Below are 12,839 nucleotides of genomic sequence, written 5' to 3' on the forward strand. Positions count from 1 at the left end.
TTATTTTTTGTTTGGGTAGTTATTTTTAAACAACTGGTTTTGTTCTTCCATAAGCTGATTCATTTTTGATAAAAGCTCTATATCTTTTGGCGTAACTTCTCTTTTATCTTCGGGATCCTGGGCCTTTTTTCTAAATCGGTTCATAAATTTTATCACCAGGAATATTGTAAAACCTATAATTAAAAAATCCAGGAAAGCTTCTATTAGCGCTCCATAGCCAATAGCAACTTCTTCCACTAATTGCGTGCCTTCGGCTTCTGCAACACCTTCCCTAAGTACCCATTTCCTGTTAGCGAACTCAATACCATCGGTCATGAGGCTTAGTGGCGGCATCACTACTTCCTTTACCAGAGTGTTTACCACCGAATTAAAGGCTGTACCTATTATGATACCCACAGCCATATCGACCATATTTCCTTTTATGGCAAACTCTTTAAACTCTTTTAAAATACCCATTTACTCATCAAATAATGTTCCCTGGCTTTCAGAAGAATCACCTTTATCTTCCTTTTTGCCAACAATATTTAGCTTGGTTTTGTCATCTGAAACTGCTTCATCGTCTACCACTTCAATATCTTCTGCAGGTGTTTCTTCCTCCTCTTCGTATGGTAAAGGCTCTAACGGATTGATCTGTTTCACCTTATCTGTAGTTAATTGGTTTCCAAGAGCCTTAATACCCTTTACCGAAATGAATTCTTCAATATTAACTTCTTCGTTAGGACGCTGTTCTTTGCCACGTTGTTTGGAGAAAACTATTTCCGCTTGCGGGTAATAATCGGTAGAAACCAGTTCTAAATAGGAATTTTCATGTTCACTGATAAACTTCTCTTCTTTATCTGGATTTTCAATTAAAAAACGCTTCACATAAAAACGTTCTTTTTCCGGTTCCCAGTAAATTGCTGAAATTGGCTTTTTCGGCACCCATTTTTCCAACACTACCATTTCTTCATCAAAACGAGTTGTAAGTTCAGGAATTATGGTTTTTGCAGTTCCGTCCTGGGTAACGATCAAAATTCGATCTTCTCCCCTAAATTCACCAAGGAGTTCTCCACGTTCATCAACATTCAATCTTTTTACCGTTTCATCAAACCAGATTCTTCTTGGCTTTAAGGTAGAAACGCCTTCTTCTTTAAGCTCAACACGTTTTACAGCATATTTAGTAACAATATTTCCTTTTACATTTCTGCCCTTAATAAGCATATCGGCAAAGTCTACATCAAATTTTAATTTTTTAATGCTACCAACCTGTCTTAGAAAAATAGTCACTACTTCAGCTTCACCATTAGGGTTTGCTGTAAAGTAATGCACTTTTGAATCTTTTTTCCCCTGAGATAAATCGTATTCCCTATCCCGAGTCACAGAAGTTACCGAGAAACGTTTTATATATGAGGCACCGGATTTCCCGTCTCGGTAGATCATATTATAAATGGTGCGCTTATCTTTTTTCTTAAAAATGGCAACGTGAATAATATCTTTCCCAATAAAGGTTTTGGTATCCACCTTAGTGACCATCATCTTACCATCTGCAGTAAAACAAATAATATCGTCTATATCACTACAATCGGTTACATATTCATCTTTCTTTAGCGCGGTACCAATAAAACCTTCTTTACGGTTTACATAAAGTTTTGAATTTCTAATCACCACCTTGGTAGCTTCAATATCATCAAAAATACGAAGCTCGGTTTTTCTATCTTTTTCTTTTCCGTAATCTTTCTTCAGTTTAGTGAAATAGGCGACAGCGTAATCTACCAAATGATCTAAATGATGTTTCACATTGGCGATTTCATCTTCTAAAGACTCAATTTTTTGCTGTGCTTTATCTAAATCGAATTTCGAAATTCTTTTGATCCTAATTTCGGTAAGCCTGGTAATATCTTCGCGGGTGACGGCGCGTTTTAAGTGTTTTATATGTGGTTTTAAACCTTCATCTATGGCATTGATCACACCATCCCAGGTTTCTTCCTCTTCTATCTCACGATAGATCCGTTTTTCAATAAAAATTCGCTCTAAAGATGAAAAATGCCATTGCTCTTCCAGTTCGTCAAGTGTGATCTCTAATTCCCTTTTCAGCAAATGAAGCGTATGATCTGTAGAGCTTCTCAATATTTCTGAAACACCAAGGAAAATAGGCTTATTATCAATAATTACACAGCCAAGCGGTGCGATAGAGTTCTCGCAATAAGTAAATGCGTAAAGCGCATCAATAGTTCTATCTGGCGAAATATTATTTGGCAAATGAATAAGGATCTCAACTTCAGCAGCTGTATTATCCTCAATCTTCTTGATCTTAATTTTACCTTTATCGTTCGCTTTTAAAATGGAATCTATAAGACTTGTAGTGGTAGTTCCATAGGGAATTTCGGTAATCGCCAAGGTGTTTTTATCATACTGGCTAATTTTAGCCCGAACTCTAACACGGCCTCCCCGCTTCCCATCGTTGTAGTTTGAAATATCTGCAATTCCGCCGGTTGGAAAATCGGGGAATAAGGTGAATTTTTTCCCTTTTAAATGCTTTATAGAAGCATCTATCAGTTCATTAAAATTATGCGGAAGCACACGAGTACTCAAACCTACGGCAATACCTTCGGCTCCCTGTGCAAGCAACATTGGGAATTTAACCGGTAGGTTTACGGGCTCCTTCTTTCTACCATCGTAAGAAAGTTGCCATTCAGTTAATTTCGGATTAAATAAAACTTCCAGTGCGAATTTAGATAAACGAGCTTCAATATATCTTGGAGCGGCAGAACGGTCTCCGGTTAAAATATTTCCCCAGTTTCCCTGGGTGTCTATTAAAATATCCTTTTGGCCCATTTGCACCATGGCATCACCAATACTGGCATCACCGTGCGGGTGATACTGCATGGTATGCCCAACGATATTCGCCACTTTATTATAGCGGCCATCGTCAAGATCTTTCATAGAATGCATGATACGGCGTTGTACCGGTTTAAAACCATCTTCCATGGCAGGTACCGCACGTTCCAGAATCACATAAGATGCATAATCAAGAAACCAGTCTTTGTACATCCCGGTCACTTTTATAAGCTCTTCTTTTGGTTGTTCTAAATGTTCATCTTTAGCTTCTTCCTGGTTTTCTTCCATTAAGCTGTAGTTTTTTGATTTTCTACAATTTTCTGCATAGAAGCTATCATGCCACGCTTCTTTTTACGGCTGAGAAAAGTAGTATTAAAAGTATATTTTTTGTAACCGCGCCTTCTGCGCGAACTTATGTAAATTGTTACTGCGGAATAAAAAAAGTAATCGCTGAATTTAAATTTCCCAAGTTTTCTTTTTGGGAATTCAGCCTTCTTTACCCGGTATTCCATAAATTTTGAAAAGAAAACCCCGTTGTTCTTTAGATTCAGGGTTTCACCATCACTATCAAAGTCAAAACTCTGACCAATTTTATGCACATAGAAACCAAGTATAAGCACCACAATATTTGGTACATAGTGGCTGAACCTTACCGGTTCTTCGCTGCTCATTAGCTCAATATTCACAAAAATATTGGTGACAAATATCGCCACCAAAACAATGTACATTGAAGGAACTATTTTTACTTCATTTCTATTGGTGAATCTCATAAGCCTAACTCTTCAATAAGGTCAAGTTCAACTTTAAGATTGTCAATAATAAATTCCTGCCTATCAGGCGTATTTTTACCCATATAGAAATTAAGCATTTCGTCTATAGACTTTTCTTTGTCCAGCATCACGGGATCTAATCTAATATCTTCTCCAATAAAATGCTGAAATTCATCTGGAGAGATTTCACCTAAACCTTTAAATCGAGTGATTTCAGCTTTTCCGGTTAATTTTTCTACCGCATTTCTTCTTTCGGTTTCGCTGTAACAGTAAATAGTTTCCTTTTTATTCCGAACCCTGAATAACGGAGTTTGCAGAATATATAAATGATTTTCCTTGATTAATTCAGGAAAAAACTGGAGGAAAAAGGTGATTAACAACAACCTAATGTGCATTCCATCTACATCGGCATCAGTTGCAATTACTATATTGTTGTATCTAAGATCTTCTAAAGATTCTTCAATATTTAATGCGGCTTGCAGTAAATTGAATTCTTCATTTTCGTAGACGATCTTTTTACTTAAACCGTAACTGTTCAATGGTTTTCCTTTTAAACTGAAAACCGCCTGCGTATTTACATCACGAGATTTGGTAATAGAACCACTCGCAGAATCTCCCTCGGTAATAAACAAAGTTGTTTCTAAATAGCGTTCTTTTTTACTGTCACCCAGATGAATACGGCAATCACGTAATTTTTTATTGTGAAGACTGGCTTTTTTAGCTCTATCCTTTGCAAGTTTTCTAATTCCCGACAGATCTTTACGTTCTCTTTCTGCCTGTAAAATCTTACGCTGAAGCCTATCGGCAGTTTCCTGGTTTTTATGCAAGTAATTATCCAGCTGTGTTTTTAGAAAATCGTTAATGTAAGTCCGTACGGTGGGCATTTTCCCACCCATATCTGTAGAACCCAGTTTTGTTTTAGTCTGACTTTCAAAAACAGGCTCCATTACTTTAATACTAATAGCCGATACTATAGATTTTCTAATATCGCTGGCATCGTAATTTTTTCCGTAGAACTCGCGTACCGTTTTAACGATTGCCTCTCTAAAAGCCGCAAGGTGTGTACCACCCTGGGAAGTATTTTGCCCATTTACAAAAGAATGATATTCTTCACTGTATTGGGCTTTACTATGTGTTAGAGCAACTTCAATATCCTCACCGCGCATATGGATAATTTCATACAAACGCTCATCTTCGTGAATACTATCTTTTAAAAGATCTTTAAGTCCGTTTTCTGAATAGAATTTTTCGCCGTTAAAAATTATGGTTAACCCGGGATTCAGGTACACATAATTTTTCAGCATTTTTTCTATATACTCATTTCGGAATTTAAAATTCTTAAAAATAACCTCATCGGGAACAAAGGTAACCTTGGTTCCGCGACGGCGGGAAGTTTCGTCAAGATGTTCTTCTTCTTTTAATTCTCCCTGCTCAAATTCGGCAGCGTGAGATTTGCCATCTCTGGAAGATTCTACTCTAAAATATGATGAAAGTGCATTTACTGCTTTAGTACCAACACCATTAAGTCCTACCGACTTCTTAAAAGCGCGGGTATCGTATTTCCCGCCCGTATTCATTTTTGAAACTACATCAACTACTTTTCCTAACGGAATTCCACGACCATAGTCACGAACAATAACACGCTGATTTTGCACCGAGATCTCAATGGTTTTTCCAGATCCCATTACAAATTCATCAATACTGTTATCCAGCACTTCTTTTAGGAGAATATAAATCCCATCGTCTGCACTGGAGCCGTCTCCCAGCTTACCAATGTACATCCCGGGACGCATTCTAATATGTTCTTTCCAGTCTAAAGACCGTATATTATCTTCGGTATACTTTGTTTCCTGGCTCATAAGTGGTTCATGGAGTTGTGGCGCTAATATAAGGTATAGCGCAAAAAGTTAAAACAATGCAAGCGGATTTTAATTAACAAAAATTTAAAATATAATGTTAATTATATTTTGAAGAAAAACGACTATTTAGAGGGATGTTTTACCAAATTCACCCAAAACTCCTCAATTTGATTCACGGCTTTCATAAAATCTTCTACTTCTATAGGTTTTGTGATATAACAGTTAGCATAATTCTGGTAAGAAATATCTATATCTTCTTTGGAAGACGAAGTAGTGAGCATAATTACGGGAATTTGTTTTAGGTCTTTATGCTGTTTAACAAATTTAAGAACCTCGTGCCCATTCATTTTTGGAAGATTTACATCCAGTAAAATAAGATCTGGGGTAAGTGCTTTTACATGCGTTCCTTTTTTATCCAGAAAATCCATCGCCTCTTTTCCATCTCTAACCACACTTAATTTATTTAGAATTTTACCGTCTTCAAGCGCTTCAGAAGTTAAAAGTATATCGCCTTCATTATCTTCAACCAAAAGTATGTGGATAGATTCCATAGCTATAAGAATTTATTTGAAAGTTTTAATAATAATCTACCACATAGTAACTTATGGGTATTCATAATTGACAATTATTTAATGTTCTAAGCAATATTGGTACATTTATATCTCCATTGCCGAGTAGAATATACTGATTTACGCAATAATTAACTAAAAAATATAAATCATTTTTAATGTAAATCTAATTATTAGAAACTATTTATTATTATGAAATATATTTAGAAATGGTAAAGTGAAAAATACTCCCATTTCCTTCTTGAGATTCTACCCAAATGTTTCCACCCAGGTTCTCAATAATCTTCTTGGTTACCGCGAGTCCCATTCCGGTACCCGAATATTCATCCCTATGATGCAGGCGCTGAAAAATCACAAAAATACGATCAAAATATTCCTTATCTATCCCAATCCCATTATCTTTTATGCTAAATTCCCAAAAATTTACAGTCTCCTGAAAATCAATGGTAATCGTAGGATTAACCTCTGGTTTGCTGTATTTAATAGCGTTGCTAATAATATTTTGAAATACCTGTCTTATGGGACTTTTAGGCACTTTTAATACCGGTAAATTTCCATATATAATCTTCACATTTCTTTCCTCTATTCTTTTCCTGTACAGGTATTTAATTTCTTTTAAAATATCATCTAGCGCAACAGTTTCAAGTTTATCTTCGGTTCTACCTACCCTAGAGAATTCTAAAAGATCTAAAATAATTTGTCGCATTCTTTTTGCTCCATCTACGGCAAAATCTATATACAACAAACCTTTTTCGTCCAGAACATCTGCATATTTCTTTTCTAATTGGGTTAAAAAGCTTGTCACCATGCGCAATGGTTCCTGAAGGTCATGAGAGGCTACGTAGGCAAACTGTTCTAATTCTGCATTTGAGGTAGCCAGCTCTTTAGCTCTTTCTTTTAATTCTGCATTAAGTTTTTTAAGCGATATTTCGTATTGCTTTTTACGCGAAATATCCTGCATTGCACCAACTACCCTAAGGGCTTTATTATTTTTATCACGTACTACAAAACCCCTGTCAAAAACATCCAGATATTCACCCTGTGCATTTATATACCTATATTCTTCTTCCCAAATAGTATCTTCACTGTTAAGAAATTCCTGAAAGCTATTAACAATTCTTCCCTGATCTTCTGGATGAATTTTATTGTACCACGTAGAAAGTTTCGGTTTAAATTCGTTCAAATTATAACCGAATAAATTTTCGAATCCTGCACCCCAGAATAATTCCCCTTCCACTACATCATAATCCCAAATAGCATCAGATGTGGCTTTGGTTACATAACGATATCTTTCGTTTGCATTTTCCAGCTCCTTTTCATAAGCTCTAATGTCTGAAACATCACGAAGTACTCCAATCATTCTTACCGCTAAGCCTTCCTCATTCCTAATAATATAGCCGTTATCAATAATATTTAAAAAATCTCCGTTGGCTTTTCTAAATAAATATTCAGAACTCCATTTGTTTTTACTCTTATCTTTTAAACTATTTTCCAGACTTTCATATACTTCAGCTATATGATTGGGGTGAACGCCTTCGCTCCATTTTCCGAGTGAAAACTTTGCATCCTCCCTATCGGCGCCAACCATTTTATAAAACCCATCTCCCCATTTAAGCTCGTCCTTAACCACATCCCAATCATAAATAGCATCTTCGGTAGCTTTATTTACAAATTCGTAGCGTTGATTGCTGCGTTTCAAGGCGAGTTCATTTATCTGAAATTCAATAATTAACTGTAGCAATCCAACCGCTCTTTTAATACTTCTTTGCTCCTTTTTTTCTTCAGAAAAATGCTCTTTTTTATAAAAAACCGTAAAAATACCCAGTCTTTCGCCTTTTGAATCTATAATTGGGTAAGTAGAGCAGGATTCAATTTCATTTTCTAATGCCAGTGCTTTTAAGTTGGAATCTGGAATTTTATTTATTTTTAAATTAACAGGTTTCCCCTCGTCAAATACAGAAAATATTTTTTCTCTTTTTTCAATTCCCAGCTCATTTAAAGCTTCTACAAGTGAGGGCTGAATTTCACCGGAAGCCCAATAAGATAAATTCTCGTTTTCAAACTTTTGAATAACAAAAAATGCATTAGGATTTATCTTTTCCAGGCTCTCCACATAAAAATTAAGGATTTCCTTTAATCGGGAGGTTTTTTTAAAATTCATTTCCAGGACTTTTCGCTCTAAATTCTCTAATTCCTGAAAACGCTTCTTATCGGTAATATCCCTGGCATTAGAAACATATCCATTTACTGCGGGATCATCAGAAAGATTGGTTAAGGTAGTTTCCAACCATCGCCAATCTCCATTTTTGTGCTTAAACCTAAAGCCACTAATTTCTATTCTTTTTTGCTGTTCTATTTTTGCAAATTCCTTTTGAACCTTTGGGAGATCGTCAGGATGAATAAAATCAAACGCATTTCTATTTTTAAAATCTTCCTGGGTAAAGCCTAAAACAGAAACTGAAGTAGGGCTTGCATAGATATAATCTCCATTTTCATCTAATATGGCAATTAAATCGCCACCTTCCTGCACCAAACCTTTAAAGCGCTGCTCGCTTAACTGAATTTGTTCTTCAGCTCTTTTTCTTTTCGAGATATCTGTCATAATACCTCTTAGCCATTTGATTTCCCCGTTTTCTCTTATTACCGAAACCACATCACTTAACCACACATAACTTCCATCTGCTTTTTGCATTCGGTATTCAAAGCTGTGGTTATTTCCTTTTTTTACCTGGTTAGAACAAAAATTTACCGCGTATTCACGGTCTTCAGGATGTATATGGTTTTGCCAAAAGTCTGCATCGTGATACCAATCTTTGGGCTTAATTCCTATTAAATCTTTTGCTTGTTCACTTACAAAGGTAAACTCAAAGGTTTTTGCATCCATTTCCCAAAAAACACCTTCTATGCTGTTTATTAATCCTTCATATTGCTTTTTGGCTTCATTGAGCGATAACTCTGCTTCCTTTTTTTCTGAAATATCAATCCCTATACACTGAATTTCATTTGGATTTCCTTCGGCATCACATAAGGCAATAAAATCCCATACCGTAGTTCGGGTTTTACCGTCCCTTCGGGGTTTTCCTATCTCTATTTGAAATGTTTCATTAGGATTCTCCAGGCATTTAATAGCGGTTTCCTGCACTTTTGGCCTGTCTTCTTCCACAACCGCTATCATACAACTATTTCCAATTAAACCCTCCTCTGTATCGATCCACCCAAAATCTTCTTTAAATTTTGAATTGTAATAGGTGTAATTTCCTTCGGTATCGGTTCTAATAACATAATTGGTTTGAGACTCGAGTAAACTACGCTGCCTGGATTCATTAATTTCTAATAATTCATACGCCAATTTTTTTTCGGTTACATCTAAAACAATGCAATCCCAAACAACACTTTCGTCTGCCATTTTCTGCGGAGTTCCAAATCCTCTATTCCAACGCAAACCTTTTTCGGGATGTTTTACCCGCCACTCATAGGTCCACATATTTAAATTACCGGCAGATTCATTGATTGTTTTTTTAAGTCCCGGCACGTCATCTTCATAATACAAATCCCATACAACGCTATTGTCTCGCGTAGCTTCCTGTGGGGTTATCCCCCAAACATTCCGAACCCCTTCGCTTATGTACATTAATTGATCATCACCATTTGGTTTAAGTTTATATCTAAAAACAACGCCGGGAATATTATCGTTAATGTTTTCAAGTCTAATTTGAGCAAGTTTACGGGAAGTAATATCCTGGGTGGCTCCAAATACTCTAACACATTTTCCGTTTTTAAAATGTGGTTTGCCCGTAGCTCTTATCCATTTATCATTATTTTTAGCAGTAATAATTTCCAGTTCAAGATCAAAAGTTTTACCGATTTCAATGGCATTAGAAACTGCATTTTTTATGGTGGTCCTATCTTTTTCTGTTTTATAAAAACCTATCGCAGCATCAAGACCCGGTGTAAAATCTTGCGGAACCTCGTGAATTTCTTTAAGCATATTAGACCAGGAAAGCGTATTTTGTTCAATATCCAACTGCCAGCTGCCAATTTTTGCAACTTCCTGAGTTTCCTTTAGAAATTTTTCATTTTCCTTTAAGCTTTTCAGCGAAGCCTGCCCCTCTTCTCGGGTTCTAATTACTTGAGTTATATCACGTACCCGGTGTAAAATAAATTCAATTTCACCGTTTTCATTTTTAATAGGAATATTATCTGCTTCCCAAATTTTTCGCTGTAGTGTACCCTTTTCATCTGGGAGGTCATATCGTACCTGGTGAATATGATTTGGTTCGCCAAATTCTATAGCTTCCCTAAGAAATTTAGTAATTATTTTAATAAAATCGTGATCTTTATTTTCTTTACCAAAAACCTCCAGCATACCATTTCCCACCAATTGTTCGCGCTTCATTCCAGAAGTTTTCATAAAGGCACGATTAACTTCAATAATTGTAAATTTTGGATCATCTGGTAGTAATAAGAAACAATTGTCAGGAAAAGACAGGAATACTTCTTTTTGTTGCGTGAGGTTAATCATTACAGATTGGGATTACTGGACTTGAATTTAATTATTTAAAATAAAGCGCTAATTGTTTTGGAAAATACTTAAAATTTGTGAGACTATTTTAATAGGAATAAAAAAACCGAAACTGGAGAAACCAGTTTCGGCCTTTAAATAATAAAAGCAGGAATTTTAGGTGCAAATTCCTGCTTTAGGTTGAATTAATAAACTAACTTAAATTGAAAGTTTTTCTGTAACTGTTTTGTCAGCAACGTTTAGTGTAAAAGTGTATTCTCCTTTTGGCATTTTAGAGAAATCCAGGGTTTTGTTCATTGTGTACCCTTTTCCTTTAACTTCTCCTACCAGTTTTCCTGTAGCATCATATACCTTTAAAGTGGCATTAGTTTCTGCCGGATTAGTTAGAAAAAATTTCACTTTTTTAGATTCCACTCTGTAAATTGGTTTAAAAACAACCGCAGCAGTTTTATCTTCAATGCTTATTCCGGTAGAAGATTTCTTAATTTCTGTAGTGTAAATCCCATTAAGATCTTCTGTATTTAAAAAGTAAGTTCCAGCAGGAATACGACTAAAATCTATTTGTTTCTTATAATTCCCATCAAGAGCCGGGCTATCCTTAAATAGAATAAATCCTGAAGCATCTTCTAGGCTTACTGTACTTACATTATCTAATTCTACAATTAGCGTTTGCCCTTTATCAACACTAACTTCCACACGGTCAGCTGCGTACATGTTTATTCCGGTTACCAATACTACTAGTAATAACGAATTTTTCAATAGTTTTTTCATAATTTTGATTTTTAATTGTTAATACCCCTTGTTTACAATTACAAAGATAGCGCACTTTTACCCTGCTGAATAGTAGTGGATAAACAAGAAAATGTGCTATATTGATCTTTACAATAATTTAATGTTGAATTATTGTGCATATAGCATATTTTTGAGTTAATTTTGTATTACAAACCTATATTATGTCCACATTAACTAAATGTTAATTTGTTGAGAATATGCTAAAAACAAGTAAACCTTCTTTTGAAAAAGTAGACCCAAGCTTTGGAAGTTCATTTTCTTTTAAAAATTTTAACCAGGATCATCAAAACAAAAACCACACATTTTGGCATTACCATCCCGAAATTGAACTTGTTTATGTAAACGGAGGATCTGGCAAAAGACAAATTGGAAGCCACGTCTCTTATTATCAAAACGGTGATCTTATTTTAATTGGTGCCAATCTTCCGCACTGTGGCTTTACCGATAGTTTAACCAATAACGACCGGGAAACCGTTATTCAGTTTAGCCCAGATTTCCTCGGAAAAAATTTCTGGGAAATTCCTGAAATGAGAAATGTGCGGGTTTTACTTGAGCGGGCCAAAAATGGAATTGTTTTTCATGGGGAAGATAAAAACCTTATTGGGGAAAAGATAGAAGCCTTAAGCTCATTAACTAACTATAAGAGGCTGCTGGGTTTGCTAGATGTTCTTAATATGCTGGAAAATGCAAAAGATTTTACGCTTTTAAATGCCGAAGGCTTTGTACTGGATACCGAACTTGAAGATCACAATAGAATTAACGTGATCTTTAATTTTGTAAAGAACGAGTTTAAAAGAAATATTGCCCTGGAAGAAATTGCCGATGTAGTGAGTATGACGGTGCCGGCTTTTTGTAGATATTTCAAAAAAACGACTGGAAAAACTTTTGTACAATTCGTGAACGAATATCGCCTGGTACATGCTGCAAAATTACTACACGAAAAGCAAATAAGTATCACCGATGTGTGCTTTGAAAGTGGCTTTAATAATTTTAGTCACTTTAATAAGCAGTTTAAAAAGTTTACCGGTAAATCACCTTCGATTTATCGTAATGAGATTAAGTTCGCGGTTTCATAAGCAATTCTATTATATAAAAAAAGATCCCATTTCAACTGAAACGGGATCTTTTATATTCTAAATTCAGCAGAATTTATTTATTCGTTCTCGTGCATAAATTTCTGCTTGGCGAGTAATTCTTCTTCGCTTTCTACGTGTTCATCATCTGGTACACAACAATCTACCGGACAAACCGCAGCACATTGTGGTTCTTCGTGAAACCCTTTACATTCTGTACACTTATCTGGTACAATATAATAGATCTCATCACTAATAGGTTCCTGGGCTTCGTTAGCATCGGCTTCTTTCCCGTTGGGTAGTACTACGTTACCTTCCAGGTCTGTACCATCGGCATAACGCCAGTCATCTGCACCTTCGTAAATTGCTGTATTTGGGCACTCGGGCTCGCAAGCACCGCAGTTTATGCACTCATCTGTTATAACAATTGCCATAGC

General features: G+C 35.7%; 9 protein-coding genes. 1 reads left to right on the forward strand and 8 read right to left on the reverse strand.

Annotation, left to right across the window (positions count from 1 at the left end):
* The 7 genes from mscL to BM084_RS13235 all read right to left on the reverse strand — a co-directional run bounded on the left by mscL (position 1) and on the right by BM084_RS13235 (position 11,308).
* Positions 1-456 (reverse strand): large-conductance mechanosensitive channel protein MscL, encoded by a 456-nt coding sequence (mscL, locus tag BM084_RS13205; RefSeq protein WP_093305360.1) that lies wholly within the window; start codon positions 454-456, stop codon positions 1-3.
* The gene (locus tag BM084_RS13210; RefSeq protein WP_093305362.1) at positions 457-3,105 is read right to left on the reverse strand and encodes a DNA gyrase/topoisomerase IV subunit A; all 2,649 of its coding nucleotides are present in this window, start codon (positions 3,103-3,105) and stop codon (positions 457-459) included.
* Positions 3,105-3,587: a hypothetical protein gene (locus BM084_RS13215; RefSeq protein WP_075326986.1), complete on the reverse strand. Its 483-nt coding sequence runs from the start codon at positions 3,585-3,587 to the stop codon at positions 3,105-3,107. Before BM084_RS13215 ends, BM084_RS13210 begins: the two co-directional genes overlap by 1 nt.
* Positions 3,584-5,446: a DNA topoisomerase IV subunit B gene (locus BM084_RS13220; RefSeq protein WP_093305394.1), complete on the reverse strand. Its 1,863-nt coding sequence runs from the start codon at positions 5,444-5,446 to the stop codon at positions 3,584-3,586. The genes BM084_RS13215 and BM084_RS13220 overlap by 4 nt, the downstream gene beginning before the upstream one ends.
* A 122-nt stretch (positions 5,447-5,568) precedes the next feature.
* Positions 5,569-5,997, reverse strand: coding sequence for a response regulator (locus BM084_RS13225; RefSeq protein WP_075326988.1), 429 nt, complete (start codon positions 5,995-5,997; stop codon positions 5,569-5,571).
* Between the two features lie 208 nt (positions 5,998-6,205).
* The gene (locus tag BM084_RS13230) at positions 6,206-10,537 is read right to left on the reverse strand and encodes a PAS domain-containing protein (protein WP_093305396.1); all 4,332 of its coding nucleotides are present in this window, start codon (positions 10,535-10,537) and stop codon (positions 6,206-6,208) included.
* Between the two features lie 198 nt (positions 10,538-10,735).
* On the reverse strand, positions 10,736-11,308 hold the full coding sequence (locus BM084_RS13235) for a T9SS type A sorting domain-containing protein (protein ID WP_093305398.1): 573 nt from the start codon (positions 11,306-11,308) through the stop codon (positions 10,736-10,738).
* 218 nt (positions 11,309-11,526) lie between these two features.
* Here BM084_RS13235 and BM084_RS13240 point away from each other — a divergent pair, with 218 nt between their 5' ends.
* Complete coding sequence (locus tag BM084_RS13240; protein ID WP_093305400.1) at positions 11,527-12,405, forward strand: AraC family transcriptional regulator; 879 nt, start codon at positions 11,527-11,529, stop codon at positions 12,403-12,405.
* Positions 12,406-12,482: 77 nt separating this feature from the next.
* On the opposite strand, the gene BM084_RS13245 is transcribed toward BM084_RS13240, so the two are convergent.
* Positions 12,483-12,836 carry a 4Fe-4S dicluster domain-containing protein gene (locus tag BM084_RS13245; protein ID WP_057483042.1) on the reverse strand — a complete coding sequence of 118 codons (354 nt, stop codon included), beginning with the start codon at positions 12,834-12,836 and terminating at the stop codon, positions 12,483-12,485.
* Between the last annotated feature and the right edge of the window lie 3 nt (positions 12,837-12,839).

The sequence above is a fragment of the Salegentibacter agarivorans genome (genome assembly GCF_900113135.1).
GTDB lineage: Bacteria > Bacteroidota > Bacteroidia > Flavobacteriales > Flavobacteriaceae > Salegentibacter > Salegentibacter agarivorans.

Bases quoted from the DNA above. Each gene is read 5' to 3' on its own strand.
- mscL (WP_093305360.1), bottom strand. From the start codon at position 456: ATGGGTATTTTAAAAGAGTTTAAAGAGTTTGCCATAAAAGGAAATATG.
- BM084_RS13210 (WP_093305362.1), bottom strand. From the start codon at position 3,105: ATGGAAGAAAACCAGGAAGAAGCTAAAGATGAACATTTAGAACAACCA.
- BM084_RS13215 (WP_075326986.1), bottom strand. From the start codon at position 3,587: ATGAGATTCACCAATAGAAATGAAGTAAAAATAGTTCCTTCAATGTAC.
- BM084_RS13220 (WP_093305394.1), bottom strand. From the start codon at position 5,446: ATGAGCCAGGAAACAAAGTATACCGAAGATAATATACGGTCTTTAGAC.
- BM084_RS13225 (WP_075326988.1), bottom strand. From the start codon at position 5,997: ATGGAATCTATCCACATACTTTTGGTTGAAGATAATGAAGGCGATATA.
- BM084_RS13230 (WP_093305396.1), bottom strand. From the start codon at position 10,537: ATGATTAACCTCACGCAACAAAAAGAAGTATTCCTGTCTTTTCCTGAC.
- BM084_RS13235 (WP_093305398.1), bottom strand. From the start codon at position 11,308: ATGAAAAAACTATTGAAAAATTCGTTATTACTAGTAGTATTGGTAACC.
- BM084_RS13240 (WP_093305400.1), top strand. From the start codon at position 11,527: ATGCTAAAAACAAGTAAACCTTCTTTTGAAAAAGTAGACCCAAGCTTT.
- BM084_RS13245 (WP_057483042.1), bottom strand. From the start codon at position 12,836: ATGGCAATTGTTATAACAGATGAGTGCATAAACTGCGGTGCTTGCGAG.